This is a genomic window from Sphingobium chungangianum, assembly GCF_977014255.1.
This window is the reverse complement of record NZ_CDRNIV010000006.1, coordinates 1,021,656-1,043,269: the sequence shown is the minus strand read 5'-3', so window position 1 is coordinate 1,043,269 and position 21,614 is coordinate 1,021,656. Positions and strand designations below refer to the sequence as shown.

Annotated in this window: 21 protein-coding genes; 7 read left to right on the top strand and 14 right to left on the bottom strand. The window is 61.5% G+C overall.

What is annotated here, in order from left to right:
• Positions 1–68: 68 nt before the first annotated feature.
• Both ACWNC0_RS12155 and ACWNC0_RS12150 read right to left on the bottom strand, forming a co-directional pair.
• On the bottom strand, positions 69–977 hold the full coding sequence (locus tag ACWNC0_RS12155; RefSeq protein ID WP_449471880.1) for a copper resistance protein B: 909 nt from the start codon (positions 975–977) through the stop codon (positions 69–71).
• Positions 974–2,707, bottom strand: coding sequence for a copper resistance system multicopper oxidase (locus ACWNC0_RS12150; protein ID WP_449471878.1), 1,734 nt, complete (start codon positions 2,705–2,707; stop codon positions 974–976). Before ACWNC0_RS12150 ends, ACWNC0_RS12155 begins: the two co-directional genes overlap by 4 nt.
• A gap of 129 nt (positions 2,708–2,836) precedes the next feature.
• Here ACWNC0_RS12150 and copC point away from each other — a divergent pair, with 129 nt between their 5' ends.
• Positions 2,837–3,217 carry a copper homeostasis periplasmic binding protein CopC gene (copC, locus tag ACWNC0_RS12145; protein ID WP_449474605.1) on the top strand — a complete coding sequence of 127 codons (381 nt, stop codon included), beginning with the start codon at positions 2,837–2,839 and terminating at the stop codon, positions 3,215–3,217.
• 20 nt (positions 3,218–3,237) lie between these two features.
• On the opposite strand, the gene ACWNC0_RS12140 is transcribed toward copC, so the two are convergent.
• Positions 3,238–4,236 (bottom strand): 2-hydroxyacid dehydrogenase, encoded by a 999-nt coding sequence (locus tag ACWNC0_RS12140; protein ID WP_449471877.1) that lies wholly within the window; start codon positions 4,234–4,236, stop codon positions 3,238–3,240.
• Between the two features lie 125 nt (positions 4,237–4,361).
• Here ACWNC0_RS12140 and ACWNC0_RS12135 point away from each other — a divergent pair, with 125 nt between their 5' ends.
• Positions 4,362–4,832, top strand: a complete 471-nt coding sequence (locus ACWNC0_RS12135) for an SH3 domain-containing protein (RefSeq protein WP_449471876.1) — start codon at positions 4,362–4,364, stop codon at positions 4,830–4,832.
• 4 nt (positions 4,833–4,836) lie between these two features.
• Here ACWNC0_RS12135 and ACWNC0_RS12130 read toward each other — a convergent pair whose 3' ends face one another.
• Positions 4,837–6,399: a peptide MFS transporter gene (locus ACWNC0_RS12130; RefSeq protein WP_449471875.1), complete on the bottom strand. Its 1,563-nt coding sequence runs from the start codon at positions 6,397–6,399 to the stop codon at positions 4,837–4,839.
• Positions 6,400–6,525: 126 nt separating this feature from the next.
• Between ACWNC0_RS12130 and ACWNC0_RS12125 the strand changes: the two genes are divergently transcribed.
• Together ACWNC0_RS12125 and ACWNC0_RS12120 are read left to right on the top strand one after the other, a co-directional pair.
• Positions 6,526–7,104 carry a nitroreductase family protein gene (locus ACWNC0_RS12125; protein ID WP_449471874.1) on the top strand — a complete coding sequence of 193 codons (579 nt, stop codon included), beginning with the start codon at positions 6,526–6,528 and terminating at the stop codon, positions 7,102–7,104.
• A gap of 71 nt (positions 7,105–7,175) precedes the next feature.
• Entirely contained in the window at positions 7,176–7,520 is a 345-nt protein-coding gene (locus tag ACWNC0_RS12120) for a GntR family transcriptional regulator (RefSeq protein ID WP_449471873.1), read from the top strand.
• A 4-nt stretch (positions 7,521–7,524) separates the two neighbouring features.
• Here ACWNC0_RS12120 and prsR read toward each other — a convergent pair whose 3' ends face one another.
• From prsR to ACWNC0_RS12085, 7 genes are all read right to left on the bottom strand, one after another.
• Positions 7,525–8,856 (bottom strand): PEP-CTERM-box response regulator transcription factor, encoded by a 1,332-nt coding sequence (prsR, locus tag ACWNC0_RS12115; protein WP_449471871.1) that lies wholly within the window; start codon positions 8,854–8,856, stop codon positions 7,525–7,527.
• The gene (prsK, locus tag ACWNC0_RS12110; protein WP_449471870.1) at positions 8,856–10,928 is read right to left on the bottom strand and encodes an XrtA/PEP-CTERM system histidine kinase PrsK; all 2,073 of its coding nucleotides are present in this window, start codon (positions 10,926–10,928) and stop codon (positions 8,856–8,858) included. The genes prsR and prsK overlap by 1 nt, the downstream gene beginning before the upstream one ends.
• A 9-nt stretch (positions 10,929–10,937) precedes the next feature.
• Complete coding sequence (locus ACWNC0_RS12105) at positions 10,938–12,326, bottom strand: TIGR03013 family XrtA/PEP-CTERM system glycosyltransferase (protein WP_449471869.1); 1,389 nt, start codon at positions 12,324–12,326, stop codon at positions 10,938–10,940.
• A gap of 178 nt (positions 12,327–12,504) precedes the next feature.
• Positions 12,505–12,720 (bottom strand): hypothetical protein, encoded by a 216-nt coding sequence (locus ACWNC0_RS12100; protein WP_449471867.1) that lies wholly within the window; start codon positions 12,718–12,720, stop codon positions 12,505–12,507.
• Between the two features lie 105 nt (positions 12,721–12,825).
• Positions 12,826–13,494 carry a sigma-70 family RNA polymerase sigma factor gene (locus tag ACWNC0_RS12095; RefSeq protein ID WP_449471865.1) on the bottom strand — a complete coding sequence of 223 codons (669 nt, stop codon included), beginning with the start codon at positions 13,492–13,494 and terminating at the stop codon, positions 12,826–12,828.
• Between the two features lie 107 nt (positions 13,495–13,601).
• Positions 13,602–13,742, bottom strand: coding sequence for a hypothetical protein (locus ACWNC0_RS12090; RefSeq protein WP_196226406.1), 141 nt, complete (start codon positions 13,740–13,742; stop codon positions 13,602–13,604).
• Positions 13,743–13,837: 95 nt separating this feature from the next.
• Complete coding sequence (locus ACWNC0_RS12085; protein ID WP_449471864.1) at positions 13,838–14,632, bottom strand: response regulator; 795 nt, start codon at positions 14,630–14,632, stop codon at positions 13,838–13,840.
• Between the two features lie 297 nt (positions 14,633–14,929).
• On the opposite strand from ACWNC0_RS12085, the gene ACWNC0_RS12080 reads away from it, so the two are divergent.
• Entirely contained in the window at positions 14,930–15,154 is a 225-nt protein-coding gene (locus tag ACWNC0_RS12080) for a NepR family anti-sigma factor (RefSeq protein WP_449471862.1), read from the top strand.
• A 191-nt stretch (positions 15,155–15,345) separates the two neighbouring features.
• The gene (locus ACWNC0_RS12075) at positions 15,346–16,896 is read left to right on the top strand and encodes a sensor histidine kinase (RefSeq protein ID WP_449471861.1); all 1,551 of its coding nucleotides are present in this window, start codon (positions 15,346–15,348) and stop codon (positions 16,894–16,896) included.
• A gap of 3 nt (positions 16,897–16,899) precedes the next feature.
• Here ACWNC0_RS12075 and tgt read toward each other — a convergent pair whose 3' ends face one another.
• Complete coding sequence (tgt, locus tag ACWNC0_RS12070) at positions 16,900–18,030, bottom strand: tRNA guanosine(34) transglycosylase Tgt (protein ID WP_449471860.1); 1,131 nt, start codon at positions 18,028–18,030, stop codon at positions 16,900–16,902.
• 61 nt (positions 18,031–18,091) lie between these two features.
• Positions 18,092–18,271, bottom strand: coding sequence for a hypothetical protein (locus tag ACWNC0_RS12065; protein ID WP_449471859.1), 180 nt, complete (start codon positions 18,269–18,271; stop codon positions 18,092–18,094).
• Positions 18,272–18,509: 238 nt separating this feature from the next.
• On the opposite strand from ACWNC0_RS12065, the gene ACWNC0_RS12060 reads away from it, so the two are divergent.
• Positions 18,510–19,466, top strand: a complete 957-nt coding sequence (locus ACWNC0_RS12060) for a crotonase/enoyl-CoA hydratase family protein (RefSeq protein ID WP_449471857.1) — start codon at positions 18,510–18,512, stop codon at positions 19,464–19,466.
• A gap of 3 nt (positions 19,467–19,469) precedes the next feature.
• Here ACWNC0_RS12060 and ACWNC0_RS12055 read toward each other — a convergent pair whose 3' ends face one another.
• Complete coding sequence (locus ACWNC0_RS12055; protein WP_449471855.1) at positions 19,470–21,461, bottom strand: putative bifunctional diguanylate cyclase/phosphodiesterase; 1,992 nt, start codon at positions 21,459–21,461, stop codon at positions 19,470–19,472.
• Between the last annotated feature and the right edge of the window lie 153 nt (positions 21,462–21,614).

Below are 21,614 nucleotides of genomic sequence, written 5' to 3'. Positions count from 1 at the left end.
TGACGGCGCTAGCCGGTTCCATAGCCCTTAGGACTGCGATCTATTCCCCTCGCTTCAGAAACGTGCGCTCAGAACCAGAAACGAACGCCCATCACGAAACTGGCGACAGATGCGTTATCCCCACTGGCCCTTGCCATGCGAGCCGTTCCGCCCAGCCTGCGCTCCCAATTCACGCCTGCATAAGGCGCAAACTCGCGGGCGATTTCATAGCGCAGCCGCAGCCCCAATTCGACGTCCGACAATCCCGATCCTATGCCAAGCTCTGGAACATTCTGGGCGGAGAAGTTCAGTTCCGCCGCCGGTTGCAGGATCAGCCGCTGCGTGATGCGCTGGTCATAGCTTGCCTCCAGCCGCAAATGCCCGTCGCCCTTGTTGGACAGGAACGCCTGAGCGCTCACTTCAAACCAGTAGGGAGCAAGCCCATCAATCCCGGCGACCACATAAGTGCGGTCGGGATCGGGGCCGAAGTCCTGCCTCACGCCCGCCTCCAGATTGAACCAAGGATCAATCGCCCGGCTGTAGAGCGCCTGCACCTCCGCATGCTCAAGCCTGCCGCTCGCCTTGCCCTCGCCTTCCGATTTGAAAGCCAGGCGGTTGATGTCGCCGCCGATCCAACCCTCGCCTTCCCAATGATAGGTGTCGCCACCCTTGCCAGCGCGATATTCCACCCGGTCCAGCATCAGTTTGGAAAAGCGCATGCCGCCGCTCTCCTCGAGCATGGCGGCGCGGGCGCGCGCCATTTCGTCCGTGCTGTAGAAGGCATCGGCGGCATGGTCGCTGGGCGGTGCTGGCGGCGTTCCTTGAGGAATATCCTGATCCGCAGCAGGCTCAGCTTTGCTCGCATCTGTAGGGGAATGACCCTCCACCTGCGGCACCTGCTCCATGGCGTCATGGTGCATGTGGCTGTGATCCATATGCTGCGCCTGAGCAGGGAGCGTGGGAGAAAGCAGCAGCAGCGCCGCGACGGTGAACCTCATGCCGCCGCCCCCTCATGACGCACAGTCACGACGCGCATCATACCCGAATGCATATGCATCAGCATATGACAGTGAAATGCCCAGTCCCCCAACGCATCGGCGGTAAGGTCGAAACTCACCTTGCCGCCGGGAAGAACGTTCACCGTATGCTTGAGCGGATTATGTTCGTCCGCCCCCGTCACGAGTTCGAAGAAATGTCCATGCAGATGGATGGGATGGGGCATCATCGTGTCGTTGATAAGGTTCACGCGCACCCGCTCCATGTGGCGGAACGGGATGGGCTCAGCGCCGTCGGATAGCTTCACCCCGTCGAACGACCACATATAGCGTTCCATGTTCGCGGTGAGATGGATGTCGAGCGTTCGCGATGGCGTCCGCCGGTCCTTGTGCGGATGCAGTGATTTGAGGTCGGCATAGGTCAACACCCGGTGCGGAACATTTTCCAGCCCCGTCGGCCGATCAGCCGTTCGGTCCACAGGCATGGGAGAAAGCGTGGCGACGCCCGGCCCCATGCTGACCTGCGGCGCGACGGACTTGTCCCGCATCTTCATGGAATGTCCAGACATGCCTTCATTGGCAGGCTGACTGAGGTCGATGACGCCGCCGTGCCCCATGTCCATCCCGGACATGTCCATGCCCATATCCTTCATGCCCAATAGAGGACGCTCACGTAGCGCGGGCACCTCCGCAACCATGCCGATGCGCGGCGCCAGTGTCGCGCGAACAAGGCCAGACCGGTTGATAGCCTCTGCAATCAGGCCATAGGGCTTGGCCTCGGCGGGCTGAACCACGACATCATAGGTTTCGGCGATCCCGATCTGGAACTCGTCCGTTTCGACCGGCTGTACATGCTGCCCGTCGCATTGCACCACAGTCATCGCCAGCCCCGGCAACCGGACATTGAAGTTGGTCATGGCCGAAGCATTGATGATCCGCAGGCGCACCCGCTCGCCCCGCGTGAAAAGGCCGGTCCAGTTTTCCGCTGTGCCGTGCCCATTGACGAGGAAGCTGTATGTCGACCCGGTCACGTCCGATATATCGGTCGGGTCCATCCGCATCGCGCCCCATTGCAGGCGCTCTTTTGCGGTCTGATCCTTACCCGCCAGCAACCCGGCCAGCGTCTGCTTCTGCATGTTGAAATAGCCGCCCATCTGCTTCAGCCGCTTCAGCAGCATATGGGGGTGGATCGGGCTCCAGTCAGACAGGACGATCACATGCTCGCGATCCGCCTCCACCGGGTCGGCGCCGACGGGATCGATGACGATCGGGCCGTAATGGCCAATCGCCTCCTGCATGCCCGAATGGCTATGATACCAATAGGTGCCTGATTGCCGCACGGGAAATTCGTAGGTGAAAGTCTCGCCCGGCCTGATACCGGGGAAGCTGACGCCCGGCACGCCGTCCATCTGGAAAGGCACGATCAATCCATGCCAGTGGATCGACGTATCTTCCTTCAGCTTATTAGTGACGGACAGCCGGACATTCTGCCCTTCCCTCAACCGGATGAGCGGCGCAGGCAACGTCCCATTCACCATGACTGCATGCGCCGAGCGTCCGCCCGTGGAAAAATGTCCTTCGCCGATGGTCAGCGCGATATCTTCGCCGCTCAATACCCCTGATTGAAGCCTCAGTCCCGGAGTGCCGGTTCGCGCCCAGGCAGGGAATAGCGGGCTCAGCGCCAGAACGCCGCCCAATCCCCGGATCACGCCGCGACGGTCATGGCCGCTCATGATCCCAGTCCCCTTTCCCGAAAGATATGTGCTGCACCTTCCAAAGCCTCATGCAAAAATTTATGCCCATCCTTGCGAGGTCAGGGAAGCCGCCCATATCCCGTGAGCAAAGAATTACCGGAGTTCAGCATCATGCGCCCCACCCTGTTCGCCGCCGCCCTTATGTTGGCCGCCATGCCCTCCCTAGCAAGCGCACAGCCGAAATTGCTGTCCTCCACCCCAGCGGCCAATGCTACCGTCAGCAAGCCCGCAAAGCTCAGCCTGACCTTCTCCGAAAAGCTGCTTCCGGGCTCGAGCGGCGTCGATCTGGTCATGACAGGGATGCCGGGGATGGCCAGCCATGCGCCGATGCCAATCAAGGGCTTCAAGACATCGGTCGAAGGCGATGGCAGGACCTTGACGGTCACCCTCCCCCGCGCCTTGCCGGTGGGCAGCTATGACCTCAACTGGCATGCGGCTGGCGCCGACCAACACAAGATTTCGGGGAAATACAGCTTTACGGTCAAATAGTCCGCTCTGCCGCCTGCAATCTAGACCCAGCCTTCCAACACCTGATTGGGCGGGCGGTGTCCATCGGCCCAGCTACGGATGTTGGCGATGACGCGGGCGCCGGTGGCGTCCCGTCCCTCGAAAGTCGCCGATCCCATGTGCGGCAGCAGCACCACGTTGGACAGCGCGAGCAGGCGCGGGTCGACGGCTGGCTCATGCGCATAGACGTCGAGGCCAGCTCCGGCGATCCGGCCTTCCGCCAGCGCCGCGATCAAGGCAGGCTCATCAGTGATTTCCGCGCGGGAGGTGTTGATGAAATAGGCGTCGGGCCGCATCAGCGCGATACGCCGCGCGTCGATCAATGCCCTGCTGTCGGCGTTGAGGGGACAGTTGATCGACACGATGTCACATTCGCTCAGCAGCGTATCGACATCCGCGTGCCATGTGGCATGCAACTCTTGCTCGACCTCAAAGGGCAGGCGATGACGATTATGATAGCTGATCGACAGGCCGAAGGCCGCCGCCCGCCTCGCGACCGCCCGGCCAATTCGGCCCATGCCGATGATGCCCAGCTTCTTGCCGCCGATGCGATGACCCAGCATGCCGGATGGGCTCCAGCCGGACCAAGTGCCCGATCGCACCAGCTTCTCACCCTCTGCCAGTCGGCGGGGTACGGAGAGGATCAACGCCATCGTCATGTCGGCGGTGTCTTCAGTCAGCACGCCGGGTGTATTGGTGACGATGATGCCCTTCCGCCGTGCCGCGCTGAGGTCAATATGATCGACCCCGCTGCCGAAGCTGGCGATCAGTTGGAGGCGTTCGGGCGCAAGGTCGATGAGCGCCGCGTCGATCTGGTCCGTCACAGAAGGCACGAGCACGTCGCATTGCGCAATCGCCCGGGTCAACGCCGTGCGGTCCATGGGCACATCGCCCACATTGAAAACCGTATCGAACAGTTCGGCCATCCGTGCCTCGACATTGGGAGGCAGGCGGCGCGTCACGACGACGCGCGGCTTGGCGGGACGCGGTTTCTTGGCCATGATCAGCCGCTATTCCTGGCGATGGCGGTGGTCAAGCGCTTATGGCACAGGCCCAAGACAATGGTTGTCGGGCGCATCGGCCCGACGCTATAACCGGCTGTCACTTCAAGGGGAAAAGATCGGGGATGAAGAGGTATCTGCCTCAAGCGGGGATCGTCGCCGCCGCACTGTGGTTCGCCAGCGGCACATCAGCGGCGCCATCCAAACCCGTCCCCTACTGGGCCTCGCTCAGCCAGGACGAAGCGCGCATGCGCGTCGGACCCAGCCTCGACTATCCTTCAAGCTGGGTCTATCGCCGCCGCGACTTGCCGGTGAAGGTGGTGCAGGTTCTAGGCTTGTGGCGCAAGATTGAGGATCCGGGCGGAACGCAGGGCTGGATGCACGTCCGGCTGCTCAGCGACACGCCGACCGCGATCGTCACAGCATCGGTCGCGCCCATGCGGGATTCCGCGCGCGATGGAGCACGCACCGTTTTCCGCGCGGAAAAGGGCGTGGTGGGTCGGCTGTCATCCTGCAACGACGGCTGGTGCGGTTTCGACGTCGGCGGTCAGCGCGGCTTCATTCGCGCCACCGACATTTGGGGCGCGACCTCCTGACGGTTCAGGCCGGTTTGTCGCGTGCACGATCGACTATGGCGAAGCTATCCCGCTGCGCCTCAGCCTCTGCGCCCTCTTCGCCGCCCAGCTTATCGGCATGCATCAACCGCTTCACCAGCGGCGCGATAACCATCACGAAGACGCCGATACCGATCGACCACCAGCCGATCTCGCCATAGACGCTCAGCACGCCGTCCCTCGATGCCGCGCCCTCCGCGCCGCCCGTGGCAGCCGCAATCATCCCGGCGACATATTCGCCAAGCGCCATCGCCAGGAACCATATCCCCATCATCAGGCCGATCATCCGCGACGGGGCCAGCTTCGACATGGCCGAAAGACCAACCGGAGACAGACACAATTCGCCCAGCGTGTGGCAAAGATAGAGAAGGAAGATGAACAGGATCGGCGTCAGCGTTCCGGGCATGCCAGCCCCTGCCACCAATATCAGAAACCCTGCGCCTACCAATATGAGCGCCAGACCGAACTTTGCAGGCGTCGATGGCTCCCGCCCTTTCTTCGCCAGCGCGATCCACAAGGCGGCCATGACAGGCCCGAAGATAAGGATATAGGCGGCATTGACAGACTGGAACATCGAAGCGGGCACTTCAAAGCCGAGGATGTTCCTGTCCGTATAGCGATGGGTGAAGAGACTGAGCGACGAACCCGTCTGCTCATACAGGCCCCAGAATAGCGGGTTGATCACCAGCAGGAACAGCGCCGCCAGCATGCGGTCTCGCCCAACCCGCTCCATCCGGCCGAACGCTTCCCACAATATGTAGATCACCATCAGCACGCTCGCGCCCGCCAGCATCCACCCAACGACCGCATGCTGCTGGATCAGCAGCCAGCACAGCAGAATGGACAGCAGGCTCGACAGATAGACCAGCCATTCGCGGCTGATGATGCCGCCAACTCGCTCCGCCAGCCGCGCCGGATCGGGCGGTTCCCCCCTGCCCTGCAACAGCGGCTTGCACAGGACAAAGCCGATGACGCCCGCGATCATCCCGACAGATGCCGCGCCAAAGCCCCAGTGCCAGCCCCAGCGCTGTCCCAGATAGCCGCAGATTACCGGCCCGATCGTGGCGCCGACATTGATGCCCATGTAGAAAATCGTGTAGGCCGGATCGCGCCGCATATCGTCGCGCGGGTAAAGCTGACCCACCATTGCCGACACGCTGGCCTTCAGAAATCCGGTGCCGACGATGACCGTCGCAAGGCCCAGCCAGAAGAGGCCAAGCCCCATGCTGTTCGCCGACCCATCCGCCTCCATGCCCAGGATGATGTGCCCGGCGGCGATGACGATGCCGCCGAACAGCACCGCCTTGCGCTGCCCCAGATAACGGTCGGCGAGATAGCCACCCATCAGGGGCGAGATATAGATCAGCGACATGTAAGCGCCGTAAGAATGGGCGGCGTCACGATCTGAAAACAGGAAATGCTGCGTCAGGTAGAAGATCAGCAGCGCGCGCATGCCGTAGAAGGAAAAGCGCTCCCACATTTCGACGAAGAACAGCAGGAACAGCCCGCGCGGATGGCCAAGCCATGTCCTGCCCGAAGCGGGCGTCATAGGTGATGTGGCTTCCATCCGTTTCCCGTCCGGGCTGAGGTGGAGTGAAGCCTAGATCGGAAATCCCGCCCCTGTCAAAGCAGGCCCCACTTGCGCCCTGCGTGGCGCCGCGCCATTTGAAGCCCCATGTTCAACGACGCAACCACTCCGCTCTCACTCCTGCGCACCCGCCGTTCCGGTAAGCCGCGCGACCTTATCGCGCCCGGCCCCGACGCGGGACAGTTGCGCGAGATATTGGAGATCGCGCTGCGCACGCCCGACCATGGCAAGCTGGCGCCCTGGCGGTTCGTCATCGTGCCGGATGATAAGCGCGAAAGCCTCGCGACCCTGTTGGAGGACGCCTATCGACGCGAGAAACCGGATGCAGGGCGGCTGGAACTGGAGGCGATGCGCCAGTTCGCTCTTCAGGCGCCCACCCTCGTCGTTGCTCTTTCCGATCCTGTCGCCGGGAGCAAAATTCCGGTCTGGGAACAGCAATTATCCTCTGGCGCGGCGATCATGAACCTGCTGCACGCCAGCCATGCGCTGGGCTTTGCGGCGGGGTGGCTGACGGGCTGGCCAGCCTATAATGAGGATGTGCGCAAGGCCTTCGCCCAGGGGGAGGAACGCCTTGCCGGGTTCATATTCATCGGCACGCCGGGACGGCCACAGGAAGAGCGACCTCGGCCAGAATATGACAAAATAGTTTCCATTTGGGACAGATAGATAGACGATTGCGGTGACGGACACCGCTCATCGCATTGCCTGCATCGCTGTATTATGGCACTGATGCACTTATGGCCGATGAGTCAAAACCCGTCTATCTGCGGCTTCGCGACATCATTACTGCATCGATACTCGACGGCAGCTACCGCGATGGCGACATCCTCCCTTCCGTCCGTGCGCTCGCCGCTCAAGAAGGCGCCAATCCGCTGACGGTCGCCAAGGCCTATCAATGTTTTCAGGATGACGGCCTGATAGTGGTCAGGCGCGGGGTCGGTATGTTCGTGGCCGAAGGCGCCGCGCGCCGCCTGCGCGAAGCGGAACGGCGGCGGTTTCTGGACGAATTATGGCCGCCGGTCGCCGATCAGATCAAGCGGCTGGGCATTTCGGCTGAGGACCTCGGACTCGAACTAGCCTGATGTCTCAACCCTGTATCTGATATTGTTTGAGCAAGTCGTACAGAGTTGGACGACTAATCCCCAGCATCTTCGCCGCGCCTGAGATATTGCCGTCCGTCCGCGCGATCGCTCGCCTGATGACGCGCCTGTCCGCCATTTCCCGCGCGGCCTTCAAATTCACGAAGTCACCGCCCTCCGTCCGGTCGCCATCCAGGTCCAGATCGGCGGCCGTGACATGCTTGCCATCGGCCATGATCACCGCGCGCTTCATGCGGTTTTCCAGCTCGCGCACATTGCCCGGCCACGTCCATGCATCGAGCGCGGCAAGAGCGTCGGGGGCCAGCCCCTTAACCTGCGGATTCATCTCCTTCGCGAAGCGGTTGAGGAAATGCCGCGCCAGCAAGGCGGGGTCTCCCGGCCGATCCTTCAAGGGTGGTATCCGCACGACAATCTCGGCGAGGCGATAATATAGGTCCTCGCGGAAGTCGCCCACGCGGATCATCTCCTCCAGATCCTGATGCGTTGCGCACAGGATGCGCGTGTCCACCATGACCGTCTCCGGCCCGCTGGCGACCACCCGATCCTGCAGGAAACGCAGCAGCTTCATCTGCAAAGCCAGCGGCAATTCGCCGACTTCGTCCAGAAACAATGTCCCACCCTGCGCGCGTTCGATCTTGCCCGGCGCACCGTCCTGCCCGAACAGTTCGGCTTCCAGCAACACCTCCGGGATCGCGGCGCAGTTCACGGCGACAAAAGCGTTATTCCGGCGCTGGCTCGCATCATGCAGCCCCTGCGCCAGCAATTCCTTCCCCGTTCCGCTCGCGCCGGTCAGCAGTACCGAAACCTGTGCCCCGGCAACCCGCTCGATGGTGCGGGCGACCTTCAGCATTTCCGGCGCAGCCGTGATCAGTCGCCCCAGCACACGTGCTTGCTCAGGGGCGACCTCAGCCAGCCGGGCATTTTCCCTCTCCAGCGCGTGAACGTGGAAGGCGCGGCGGACGATCAGCCCCAGCTCGTCAATATCGACCGGCTTCTGGTAAAAATCATAGGCACCACCGGAAATGGCGTTAAGGGCACTTTCGCGCGCCCCATGACCCGAGGCGACGATGATCTTGGTATCCGGCTTGATCTGGAGCATTTCGCCAAGCGTCGCGAAACCCTCACTGGTGCCGTCCGGATCAGGCGGCAGGCCAAGGTCCAGCGTCACGACGTCGGGCGCCTCTGCCCGCAACATCTCGATCGCTTCCTCCCGGTCGCCCGCGATGAACAGCTGATAATCCTCATAGGCCCAACGCAATTGCCGTTGCAGGCCGGGATCATCCTCCACGATCAACAATTTGGGTCGCGTGTCGCTCATCAGGCGGCCATCCCCTCTGTACCATGCAGCGGCGCGACCGGCAGCCGCAGCATAAAGCGGCTTCCCTGCCCCGGCTTGCTTTCCACCTCGATGCTTCCGTCCATTCCCTGCGCCAGCGCCCGTGCTTCAAAAGCCCCGATGCCAAAGCCCCCGGCCTTGCTGGAGGAAAAGGGTTTGAACAGATCACGGCGCATATATTCGGCGGTCATGCCGCAGCCCTGATCGATCACTTCAATCATCGAGTAACGGCCATCCCCGCCCAGCCGGATTTCGACCGGCTCGCCCGCCGAGCTTGCGTCGATCGCATTCTGCAGCAGGTGGACGATGATCTGCTCGACCCTTGCCGGATCAGCCATGGCAAGCGGAGCGCCGCCTGTCAGGCGAACCTCATGCTGGCGCGATCGGCTCCGGGCGACCTTCTCCGCAATTTCTTGCAGGGAGACCGGCTGGCGCTCGGCAGCGCGCCCCTTGTTATGCTGGGACAGGCGCGCCAGCAGGTCGTTCATCTTGCCCACCGATTCCTTGAGCGTCAGCACCATGTCCGCGCGGAAATCGGGATTATCGGCATGCCGCTCCGCATTTCGGGCGAGCAAGGACAGCTGGCTAACCAGATTCTTGACGTCATGGATGATGAAAGCGAAGCGGCGATTGAACTCATCGAACCGCTGGGCATCGTCCAACGCCTGCTGGCCCTGCGCTTCGCTCAGATAGCTCGCCGCCTGCCGCCCCGCGGTGCGCAGCATGTCGAGATCTTCCCAGTCCAGCCGCCGGTCCATCGCAGGCCGCGCCAGCAGGATGGCACCGATCAGCTTGCCGAAATGGATCAGCGGGACCAACGCCCAGGCGCGGGCGTCCGCACGCATCCATCCGGGCGCTTCACGACTCTCGCGCCGCGCAAGATCCTGGTCGATGTCGATGATCCAGCCGCTCCGTTCGACTAGCAAGGCGAAAGGCGCGGGCACCGTCGCATCATGAGCGAGATCACCATCCCAGTTCCAATGGGTGTCCAGCGCGAGGGAGCCGTCCTCGGCGCGCAGCATCAATATGGCGGCGGGGGAATCGGTGATGTCGGCCACTGCCTTCGCCACCCGTTCGCCCAGCGGCGGCGCGTCGTTGCCCGGTCTGCCGATCGTCTCGCCAAAACGCATCCATTCGGTGCGATAGTCATAGCGATGCTGGAAGAAATGCTTGGCGACCTGCACCTTCCAAAGCGCCCGTATCCGGGGCGAAGGGAGCAGTATCAGCGCGCTGACGGCCATGAAGAAGACACAGCCAATCTGGATGATCCGGGCATAGGGGCCAGCAAGCAACTCGATCGCCAGCGCAGCCGCCGCGATGAGGATCATGTAGAGCGTCATCGAAACAAGCGACAGCGCACGGAAGGTCAGCAATCGTGACAGTTGAACCTGCGCCGCCATATCTCGCCGCATGCCCACCGCAATCACGGGAGCGAGCAGCGCCATAAGCGGGCCGCGAAGCGCGTACAGCGCATGCGCCCGCTCGATCGCGAAATAGCCGATCACATAAAGATTGAAGTCATAGGTCCACATCGCCGCCAGCGCGCCGAGCAGCAACGCCACCCGGCCCCGCTGCTGCGGAGGCCAACTGATATAGAGATGGTGGACCAGCATCAGCCCGCCGACCGCCGTCATCATGTGCAGGCTGAGTGACACCTGTACCAATGTGTGATGCAGGTCGCTGGCGCTGGGCAGTTGCCGCCAGATGAGGTCGGTGAAGGTCTGGAGCAGGATCAGCCCCGCCACAGCGGCATAGACCGACCCGATCGCCACCATCGATCCCGCCCGTGCAGCCGCGTCCCGGCGCAGCATCATGAACAGCAACAGCAGCCATGCGGCGTTGCGGATATTCTCGCCAATACCCGTCAGCGGCTTGTCTACTCCGCCGAAGGAGACATAGAGCGACCAGCAGGATGTCAGCAGCAGGGCGACGGCCAGCATCCGCTGATCCGCCGCCTGCTCCCGGCGGCGCAGGCCGAATATCCCGACCGCCGCGAACAGCACGGCCGCCAGCGCGTGGCCCCAGTCTCCGACAAATTGCAGCGGCGCTCCCATCGCCGCGCCTCAGCGCGCCCCTTCCGGCCACAGGATGACGCGCAGGGTCTGGATCAGGATCAGCAGGTCGAGGAAGGGCGTATAATTTTTGGCGTAGTAGAGATCATATTCCAGCTTGTTCCTGCTGTCCTCGATCGACGCGCCATAAGGATAGTTGATCTGCGCCCAGCCGGTGATGCCCGGTTTCACCATGTGGCGCTCAGCATAATAACGCAGATGCTGTTCCAGATCCTCGACGAACTGGCGCCGCTCCGGGCGAGGGCCAACGAAGCTCATCTCGCCCTTCAGCACCGTCCATGTCTGCGGCAGTTCATCAATGCGCAGCTTACGGAGCCAGTAGCCGAGCCGGGTGATCCGGGGATCGTCCTTTTCCGCCCAGACCGCCTGCCCGCTGACTTCCGCATCCTGCCGCATGGTGCGCAGCTTCACGATCCAGAATTCCTCGCCGAACAGGCCGACGCGCTGCTGCCGGTAGAAAGCAGGGCCTTTACTATCGAGCTTCACCAGGATCGCCGCGATCAGGATGATAGGGCCGGTCAGCAGGAGAAGGATGGAACTGGCGATGACGTCGAAGAGCCGCTTTGCGATGCTGGAAAGGCGGCGGCCTGCGGAGAAACCATCCGAAAAAATCAGCCAGCTAGGATTCACGCTGTCGAGATCGACCCGGCCCGTCTCCCGTTCGAGGAAGGTCGATATCTCGTTCACATGGACGCCGGTCGTCTTGATACGCAGGAGATCGGACAGGGGGAGCGCGTTGCGCCGCTCCTCCAGCGCCAGCACCACCTCGCTGGCGGCCAGCCGCACCACGAAATCCGCCAGATTATAGATGGCGCTGCGGTTGATCGCTTCGGGGATCACCTGCGTCCCGTCATTCATCGCGATATAGCCGACGATCAGGAATCCCGCCCCCTTACGCTGTTCCAGTTCGCGGATGCGGTTGGCGCGATCGCCCGCGCCCAGCACGACCAGCCGACGCTTGAACGCCTCACCACCGAGCATCGACCCCAGCAGCAGCCGCACCGCCAGCAAGAGGGCGATAGCAAGCGCCATGGCATAAAGAGAATTGGACCGCCAAAGCGTCAGGTCTGGCAGCACGAAATGCATGACCGACAGGAATATGACGCCCAGCGAAATCGCCACCAGCAGCCGCGCGAAGGCGAAACGGATCGACTGAAGCGCTTCCGTACCGTAGACGCCCACCGCGATCATGGCAGTCTGGATCGACAGCGCGAAGCTGATCAACGGCGCGGCGCGCGTCGTGATCTGATCGACATCCATGCCGATCTGCCGAGCCCTCAATATCCATCCAGCCTCGGCCGCGCCCAGCAGCAGGACAAGATCAAGCAGCCCCAGTAGCAGCACGGCATGCGGCACATAATGTTTGAAAAGCCTGATCATCAGTCGCGCGCATTCCCGGCGCTGCCGTTGGCAAAGGCAGCCTTGTTGGCATCGGAATCGCTTACAATGACTGTAAGGAAATCCGACAATGCGCTGACTGTGGAGGAAATTCCCAAAGATTTTCTGAAGATGGCTTGCGCCGCCGCTTGTTCCGTTACCCGCGCGTATGGCCCGCAGGTCAGTTCCGGCTGTTCAGCCGCTCCGCCTCATTTTGAGCAGCATCCCCGACGACATGCGCTGCGCTGTCGGGGGAATCGGCCGCTTCGATCAGCGTGTCGCCCACTCGACTTTCGCGTTCCTTTGTCAGGTAGAAGAAGCCGATAGCCAGGATCAGGGCAATCGCAACGATCGCGAAAATCACGGTGCTACCGCGACACCGCTTGGTTTCGATCATCTGGTCCCGCTGTTCGCGGTCCAGAGGAGGGTCTCTCCTTCCACCCTCAACCATAGTCCTTCTCCCATGCCCCTTCCCATCCGGGAAGGTTGGCAGGAACCGGCCTTATACGTCATCGGCATCCAGGTCGGGACTCTGCCTCATCTCACGCCCCCGACTGAGGCGATCGACGTCGTCCATGATCTCGTCCAGCACGGCTGTGTCTCTGGTTTCCTGTGTCCGCCGCGAGGGCAGATCGCCGCTTTCGAGAATCTGTTCCAGCGCGGCGCGTCCACGCGCCACCCGGCTCTTGATCGTTCCAACCGCGACGCCGCAGATTTCGGCGGCCTCTTCATAGGCAAAACCGCCCGCGCCGACGAGGATGAGCGCCTCGCGCTGCGGCTGAGGCAATTGCAACAGGGCACGCTGCATGTCGGAAAGCTCGACATGCTTGTCCTGACCAGCGGGCGCCGCCAATATGCGATCAGCCGTCAGGTCATCCCAATCACCACGAAAGCGCGAGCGGCGCATCTGCGACAGATAATGGTTGCGCAAAATGATGAACGTCCAAGCGCGCATGTTGGTGCCCGCCTGGAAACGGACACGCGCCGCCCATGCCTTCAAAAGCGTTTCCTGAACGAGGTCATCGGCGACATCGCGATTACCCGAAAGGGACCGGCCAAACGCGCGCAAGTGCGGGATCACCGCAGCCAGTTCACGTTTGAAATCCGAATCCGAGAGCGACTGCCGCTCTTCTTCCTGGTGCTCCGCCTCCTGGCCAAGCCCTTCGCTCATGGGAACAACCCTCTTACTGGCTGTCGCCCTCGCCTCATGAACCGAAGCCGTCAAAGCCATATGTGCGTCCGCATCCTATACCCATTGTTCCACGGAACCAATGTTGTTTACCCGTAATAGCTCCACAGCACGATCAGCATGCCAATAATTACCAGAGGCAGCGAAATGCCGAGAATGTAACGGACTATGTGTGGCGTCGATCCTGACCTGGCGTCTTCGGCAGCAACGTGCTTTTCCTCTTCCGCCATAATTCACCTCCCGATCGTTACGCATGAATAACGCGGGGGAATGAGCCGGGTTCCGCCACTCATTCAGTCTTTTATGGCATGTCGGCTTGGCCCGATCATGCCGGGGCAGTGGCCTCGTCAAAGAAAAGGGCCTGCGAAATGGCCGCTTTGACGGTCGAACGCTGGAACGGCTTGGTAATCAGGAATGTCGGTTCGGGCCGTTCACCCGTCAGCAGACGCTCCGGGAAAGCGGTGATGAAAATAACCGGCACGGAGAATTCCGCCAGGATGTCTTTCACCGCATCGATGCCGCTGGAATCGTCCGCCAGCTGAATGTCCGCCAGCACCAGCCCCGGCCGCTCCGCCAGCGCTTCACGCACAGCGTCTTCACGGGTCACGGCGATTGCGGTCACTTCATGACCAAGGTCGCGGACGATCGTTTCGATGTCCATGGCGATGATCGGCTCGTCCTCGATGATCAGGACTTTGGCGCGAGTCTGCGCCTCGATCTCGCCAAGCGCTTCCTCCACCAGGGCTTCGACATCGGCCGGGTCCAGACCGATCAGATAGCCGACGTCATCGACCGTGAAACCTTCCAGCGCCGTCAGCAGCAGCGCCTGTCGGGGGAGCGGTGTCAACCGCGCGAGGCGTGCCTGCGCGACCGCTTCCTGCCCGTCATTGCCCGTCAGGACCGGACCATCCTCCAGATGGGATGACGACCAGATCGCGTGGAAAGTCCGGTAAAGCCCAAGCCGCGGATCGACATCGGCCGGAAACTCTTCGGGCGCCGCGACGATCGCTTCCAGCGTCGCACGCACATAAGCGTCACCATGACCCTGGCTGCCCGTTAGGGCGCGGGCATAGCGGCGCAAGAAAGGAAGATGGGGGTGCAGTTGCTGTCCAAGCGACATCTGTAAATCTTCTCCCAGCCCATAGGGCGCATTGCTACTAAACACTCGCTGCGCGAAAAGATGGATTGCTGATGCCGATGTGGCAAGCCCCCGCCCCTCTCGGTCGCCTTTCACAAGGCCACAAAAAATGCTTCGAAGTGCGGAACCAACGACGAAAAGATTTGTTTCACTGCCGTTCGGTTTTTTAACTGAAATCTGGATTTTGATGTAAAGGTCCGCTGGCGGTCAATTGACGTCGTGCGGGAAAGCCGCAAAAGAAATGTCGATTGACATGTTAGCGTTGCAGAGGGGCGTATTTTGGTTGCTTCAACGACGGAACGGGATGTGAAGGGAGGGGACAAGAAAGATGTCGGCGCCAACACCCCGGATTCGGGCGTGACTGGCAGCGCCCCCCGAAAACGGCGGTCCTCCCCGGCCAAGGGTGACGGACAAGTCGCCAACGCGCTGCGCTCCGTTTATCAGCGTGCGGTGGATGAAGACATTCCCTCCGAAATGCTCGACCTACTGCGGAAGCTGGACTAAGCGTCGGTTCAAGGATCGACGTCATTGAGGCGTCCCGGACGGAGGGCAGACTGGTGCTTTTCGAAAATGGAATATGCGCGGGCCGACCCGTTGCTTGGGCGGTGCGCGCTTGCGTGCGGCAGACCTTTCCTGTCGACACACTCCTGATTATCGCATGAACGGGACGGCCAGTCCCAGCCAGTTGATTGCTCATGCGTAACCTGAACAGCCTGATCCAGTCCACCGGCGTCAAGATGTTCCTCATCCTGACGCTCGCCCTGCTGCCGCTGGGCCTTATCGCCCTTGTCGCGTCGTTGCAGGCCATCCGGACGTCCGACCTGGAAAAGGAAGCGCTGCTTCGAGTGTCCGTGACTCAGAGTGCTCGCAAGTTGACCGAAGACCTTGCTTCGGATCGAACGGCGTTGATGCTTACCGCCAACGCGCTGTCCACCGGCAGCGAGGGGCCGGAAATGTGCCAGCGGCTGTCGGTCTTCCTGACGTCCCACGACCGGGAAGGCGGCCGATATTATATCTACGATCGAAAGGGTCGCCGCATCTGCGGATCGTCCGAGCCAGAACCGCGCGGCCTGACCGCGGCGGCACGTTTTCACACGGCTCCGGCGCTCCTGCTCCCAGCATCGGGCTATCTCGTCAGCCGCGTGGTCAGCGACAACAGGCAGGTGGCGGCAATCGCCTATTATTCGCGCTCCTACCTGGAAACGATCGCCAGCCCGACCACCGCGCTCCAGAACCGTCAGTTAAGCTTGCAGCAGGGCGATCAGCTTCTGGTGGTCAGTCATCCAACAGGCAATCTGCGGGGCAAAAGCACCAGCCTGTCCGCGCGGCTTGATCCGCCGGACATTCTGCTCACCATGACCTTGCGCGATCCGCCGGTCACGCTTGCGCGCATGCTTTCGCTGTTCCTGCCGCTGGTAATGTGGTTCGCGGCGGCGGCGATCGGCTGGTTCGTGGTCAACCGATTGCTGATCCAGCCGCTAGTCGCGCTGCGCCGCGCTGTAGCCGCCTATCATCCCGGCGAAGTGCTGGAGCCCATGCGCCGCATACGCACCCCAGCGCAGGAAATAGTGGCGCTGGGTGAAACATTCCGCGAAATCAGCGAGGATGTCGCAACGCATGAGGCCGAGATGGCCGAGGGGCTGGAAACCCAGCGTAAATTGACGCGAGAGGTGCATCATCGCGTCAAGAACAACCTCCAGATCATCGCCAGCCTGATCAGCCTGCATGCGCGCGCCGCGCACGAGCCCGAAGCCGTGGAGGCCTATGCCTCCATTCAGCGCCGCGTCGATGCATTATCGGTCGTGCATCGCAATCATTACGCCGAATTGGAGGAGCATCGCGGCGTTGGCGTGCGTTCACTGGTCAGCGAATTGTCCGCCAGCCTGCGCGGCACTGCTCCCGCAGAAGCGCGTCGGTTCGGCATCCAGATTGACAGCGACAATCTGCACATCAGTCAGGACGTTGCCGTTCCCATCGCCTTCCTGCTGACAGAACTGGTGGAACTGGCGATGCTGTCCGATCCCAAGACAGGCATGCGCATAACGGTGCAGCTCGAACCTGGACGGGAAGACCGCGCGATCCTTCACGTCAGTTCCCCGGCATTGCGCGCTTCCGATACGATGGGCGAAAGGATCGAGGAACGTTATGGCCGGGTACTGACGGGCCTTTCCCGCCAGTTGCGCGCTCCGCTGGATCATGATCCGGTCGCTGGCGACTATGCCATCGCCATCACCGTCATTCCCTGATCATCAGACCCGCTGATAATCGCGCCGGAAATCCGCCGCGAAGGCAGCGAACCGGCCTTGTGCGATATTGTCGCGGATCGCCTGCATCAATGACTGGTAAAAGTGGATGTTATGCTGGGTCATCAGCATCGCGCCCAGCATTTCTCCGGCCTTTACCAGATGATGCAGATAGGCGCGGCTCCATGTTGCGCAAACCGGGCAGGTGCAGCGCGGATTGAGCGGCGAAAGATCCTCGGCAAAGCGGGCGTTGCGAATATTGAGCGGGCCTGCCCAGGTAAAAGCCTGTCCGTTGCGCCCACTGCGCGTCGGCAGGACGCAATCGAACATGTCGATGCCGCGTTCGACGGCACCAACAATGTCGTCGGGTTTCCCCACCCCCATCAGGTAGCGGGGCTTGTCCTGCGGCAGCATATCGGGCGCATAGTCGAGGCAGCCGAACATCGCCTCCTGCCCCTCCCCGACCGCCAGGCCGCCGACGGCATAGCCGTCAAAGCCGATCTCGATTAGCTTCTGCGCCGAAATACGCCGGAGATTTTCGTCAAGCGACCCCTGCTGGATGCCGAACAGCGCGGCGCGCGCCGCATGTTCGCCGCCCGCGTCAAAGCCCTCGCGCGATCGCCTCGCCCACCGCATCGACCGCTCCATGCTGTTCGCGGCTTCGTCGTGAGTGCAGCCATTTTTCGTGCATTCGTCGAACGCCATGACGATGTCGCTGTCGAGCAGGCGCTGAATCTCCATCGAGCGTTCGGGCGTCAGCATATGACGGGACCCGTCGATATGGCTGGCGAAGGCCACCCCCTCCTCACTCATCTTCGTGAGCGCGGACAGGCTCATCACCTGATAACCGCCGCTGTCCGTCAGGATCGGCCGGTCCCAACCCATGAAGCCATGCAGCCCGCCCAGCCTTGCCACACGCTCGGCGCCGGGACGCAGCATCAGATGATAGGTATTGCCCAGGATGATGTCGGCGCCAGTCGCGCGGACCTCGGCGGGTCGCATGGCCTTTACGGTCGCGGCGGTGCCCACCGGCATGAAGGCGGGGGTTCTGATCTCCCCACGGCGCATCTGGATCGTGCCCGTGCGGGCCTTGCCGTCCGTTGCGGCGATAGTGAAGGAAAAGCGGGATTGAGTCACGCTGCGCGCTCTAGAACATCGCGCGAAGAAGTGGGAACCGCTTTTTGAAAATTATGCGGGATCAACCCGCCTTGCGCAGGCCGTCGAACGCCACGATCGCATCGATGTCGAAACCCTCCACACGGCGGTAATTGCCGATGAAGCACAGGCAATCAGCCGCCAGGTTAAGAGTCCAGCTCGTCCCCTCTTCATCATGAAGCAGGAGCGTCACAATCTGTGGATCGGTGCGATGTCTGTCCATGCACCATTTCATAATTAATAAAGGTTAACAAAGCCCTGAGACGATCTTCATCTGCAAATTGGTTAACGGCATTTGTTGCATTAATACAACGTTAACCATAATGATCGCGTCATTTCTGCTACTTAGAGGCAACAGTCGGCGATAAAAAGGGTTAATGAAGCACTCTTCGGGTTCGCGGTGGTTGCATAGGTCTGACAATATTGTTTTCCTCGGCGTGTATCTAAATGCGGGGGCACAGATGATTGATTCCGGACGCTTTAATCCGGCACGTGATGAGGTGGAGGACGCTTCGCCCGTGCATCTGCATGTCGAAAGCATTCAGCCATTTGCCGCTACGGAAGCTGCGCCTCAGGCACGCGAAAACGGCCATTCGATGCTGTTCGACCTGGGTCAGGTCGACGTCAGCTTTGAAGAATCAACCGACACATTATGGGCGTTCATGACCCCCGCGAATCGGCCAAACTACAATTTGCCGATGCTGCGCGACATTCGGCTTTGGCAGACAGAGGCCAAGCGGCTGTTTGATGAAGGCGCTCTGCCGCTCAAATATATGGTGCTGGGCTCCCGTTTTCCTGGCGTTTTCAACCTTGGCGGCGACCTTGAGTTGTTTGCTGGCTGCATCGAGCGGGGCGACCTGCCCGGCCTCGTCAAATATGGTCATGCCTGCATCGACGTGGTCCATCGCGCCTGGCGCAATGCGGACATGCCGCTAATCTCTATCGCGTTGGCGCAGGGCGATGCACTTGGCGGCGGCTTCGAGGCGCTTCTCTGCTTCGACGTCGTCGTGGCGGAGCGGAGCGCTCGCTTCGGCCTGCCCGAAATGCTCTTCGGCCTCTTCCCCGGCATGGGCGCCTATTCCATTCTGGCGCGTAAACTCGGCCGTCGCATGGCGGAGCGCATGATCCTGTCGGGCAAGGTCTATACCGCTGAAGAAATGTACGACATGGGCGTGGTCACCATCCTTGCCGAGGATGGAGAGGGCGAACAGGCCGTGCGTGACTATATCACCGGCAACCGTCCGCACCATGCGGGCCATGTCGGCGTGTTCGAAGCTGGCCGCCGCGTCGATCCGCTCGATTATGCCGAGCTTAAGGACATTGTGGAGAATTGGGCGGGAACCGCGCTCAAGCTCGATCCCAAGGACCTGCGCATGATGCGTCGGCTCGCTTCGGCCCAGACGCGCCTGACCAAATAGCCGTCAGGCGCGGCGACGGCTCTGCATGAGCGTGACGACGTTGCTCTTCTCACGCCGCATGTCACTCATCATCTTGAGCAGGTCCTCGACGGGCATGGGGCGGCTGAGGACGAAGCCCTGCACATTGGTGAAGCCCATCTCACGCGCATAACGTAGCTGCTCTTCGGTCTCGATACCTTCCGCCACTGTTTCCACGTCCAGCGAATGGGCCAGATAGGCAACCGACTGGGCGATCGCGCGATCCCGTCCCTTTTCACCCACGCTGCGCATGAAGCTCTGATCGACCTTCAGCGTGTCGAAGGAATAGTCGCGCAGATAGCCGAGCGAAGAATAGCCCGTGCCAAAATCATCAAGGGCCAGTCGCAACCCGATACGCTGAAGCTCCGACAGGATGAGGCTGGTCCGGCCACTATCTTCCAGGAAGATGGACTCCGTCACTTCCAGTTCCAGCCGCTTGGCCTTCAGGCCCGATCCCATCAGCGCCGATATGACAGCGCGCGGAAGCCCGTCGCTCTTGATCAGCGCGGGCGAGATGTTGACGGCGACGCGGACATGATCGTCCCATAGCATGGCGTCACGGCACGCCTGCTCCAGCGCCCATGCAGTGATCGGTTCGATCAGGGAGCTGCTTTCGGCGACCGGTATGAATTCGGCCGGCGAAATCCGGCCCATGGTCGGGTGATCCCACCGCATCAACGCTTCGCAGATCGCGATCTTGCCTGTGACCGTGTCAAAGATCGGCTGATAATGCAGTAGCAGCTCACCATTCGCCATGGCGGTACGCAGCGCCATTTCCAGCTCATAGGTCCGATTCTGCCGCTCCTTCATCGACCAGTCGAACTGCGCATGGCGGTTCCGCCCTGTGCGTTTCGCCTCATACAGTGCCATGTCGGCGTGCTGGAGCAGTTCCTCGCTATCGCGCCCGTCGTCAGGCGCAACCGCAATGCCCATCGATGCAGTGACCGTCAGATGATAGCCGCTAACGTCGAAGTCGTGGCTGAACTCTGTCATCACATCGTGCGCGATCTGCTCGGCAATGGAGCGATCCGCGCCGGGGCAAATCACGATAAATTCGTCTCCGCCAAAGCGCGCGACATGGCCACGGCTATCAAGCGCATGGGAAAGCCGGGCAGCTACCGTGCAAAGCAGCTGATCGCCTATGATATGGCCGAGCGAATCGTTGATCTCCTTGAACCGGTCCAGGTCCATCCAGAACACGGCCATCGGGTCCTGATCGGACTGACGCTTGTCGAACAATTCCCGCAAGCGCATCTGCATCGCCATCCGGTTTTCTACGCCGGTCAGGCTGTCGAACCGCGCCAGCCGCTCGAACTTCGTCGCCAGCTGCGACTTTTCATAATTGCCCTGCAATGCCTCCACGACGATTCTGTGGGTCGTGCGCGTGATTTCCGCCATGGCGAAGATCATCAGGAACAGCATGGTCGCCAGAACCCAATAGCCGAGCCCGCCCGCGATGCAGAGACCAAGGGAGGTTGGCAGCAGCGCGAAACATGTCTGGCCGATAGCGATATGGATGCGGCCAGCATTGCGCCCCGCGATGCCGCCTGAATAGGCCGCGACCAGCGTGACGCTCAATATGTGCAAGGACGCGTCGCCGGTGAGGACCAGCGTGGCAAAGGCGAGCAGACCGAGCAGCGCCGCATAGCCCCACGCACCCAGTTCATAGGCCAGGCCCCAGATTTGCTGCGTGGGTCCCTGATGATCCGCCAACTGCCGCAGAAAATAGACTGCCGAGATCGACCGGCTCACCGCAACCAGGAAAATCAACGCTGCGATCGTGGTGATTTCGGCACGGCCAGCATGGTAGGCGACGACGAAACTGAGCGCTCCGCCAGCCAGTGCGCCGATCATCAATGATTTGGGCGAGGCGTAGAGCGATTGGACAAGGCTGTCCTGCACCTCAGCGCTCTGCTGAGTATCGGGCGCGAGATGCGCGCGCAATTTTGCGCTCCAATGATGGAAGAGGCGTGACACGTCTCCGTCATCTTTGGCCAAACATGATTTCTATTTGGTAAATTCAGACCCGGTAAGATGCCCGAAATGGAGGTTTCGAGCGGCTGTCGGATGTGGGGCTGCTCCCTTCATTTTCCGCCCTTTTGTCGGGTCGCTTAACCTTCAGACTTCCCT

Coding starts and splice junctions, on each gene's coding strand:
- ACWNC0_RS12140 (WP_449471877.1), bottom strand. CDS start 4,236: ATGGCCAAGAAACCGCGTCCCGCCAAGCCGCGCGTCGTCGTGACGCGC.
- ACWNC0_RS12120 (WP_449471873.1), top strand. CDS start 7,176: ATGGCCGATGAGTCAAAACCCGTCTATCTGCGGCTTCGCGACATCATT.
- ACWNC0_RS12060 (WP_449471857.1), top strand. CDS start 18,510: ATGATTGATTCCGGACGCTTTAATCCGGCACGTGATGAGGTGGAGGAC.
- ACWNC0_RS12150 (WP_449471878.1), bottom strand. CDS start 2,707: ATGAGCGGCCATGACCGTCGCGGCGTGATCCGGGGATTGGGCGGCGTT.
- ACWNC0_RS12105 (WP_449471869.1), bottom strand. CDS start 12,326: ATGATCAGGCTTTTCAAACATTATGTGCCGCATGCCGTGCTGCTACTG.
- ACWNC0_RS12095 (WP_449471865.1), bottom strand. CDS start 13,494: ATGAGCGAAGGGCTTGGCCAGGAGGCGGAGCACCAGGAAGAAGAGCGG.
- ACWNC0_RS12085 (WP_449471864.1), bottom strand. CDS start 14,632: ATGTCGCTTGGACAGCAACTGCACCCCCATCTTCCTTTCTTGCGCCGC.
- prsR (WP_449471871.1), bottom strand. CDS start 8,856: ATGAGCGACACGCGACCCAAATTGTTGATCGTGGAGGATGATCCCGGC.
- ACWNC0_RS12065 (WP_449471859.1), bottom strand. CDS start 18,271: ATGGACAGACATCGCACCGATCCACAGATTGTGACGCTCCTGCTTCAT.
- ACWNC0_RS12155 (WP_449471880.1), bottom strand. CDS start 977: ATGAGGTTCACCGTCGCGGCGCTGCTGCTGCTTTCTCCCACGCTCCCT.
- ACWNC0_RS12100 (WP_449471867.1), bottom strand. CDS start 12,720: ATGATCGAAACCAAGCGGTGTCGCGGTAGCACCGTGATTTTCGCGATC.
- prsK (WP_449471870.1), bottom strand. CDS start 10,928: ATGGGAGCGCCGCTGCAATTTGTCGGAGACTGGGGCCACGCGCTGGCG.
- ACWNC0_RS12125 (WP_449471874.1), top strand. CDS start 6,526: ATGTTCAACGACGCAACCACTCCGCTCTCACTCCTGCGCACCCGCCGT.
- ACWNC0_RS12075 (WP_449471861.1), top strand. CDS start 15,346: ATGCGTAACCTGAACAGCCTGATCCAGTCCACCGGCGTCAAGATGTTC.
- ACWNC0_RS12135 (WP_449471876.1), top strand. CDS start 4,362: ATGAAGAGGTATCTGCCTCAAGCGGGGATCGTCGCCGCCGCACTGTGG.
- ACWNC0_RS12130 (WP_449471875.1), bottom strand. CDS start 6,399: ATGACGCCCGCTTCGGGCAGGACATGGCTTGGCCATCCGCGCGGGCTG.
- ACWNC0_RS12090 (WP_196226406.1), bottom strand. CDS start 13,742: ATGGCGGAAGAGGAAAAGCACGTTGCTGCCGAAGACGCCAGGTCAGGA.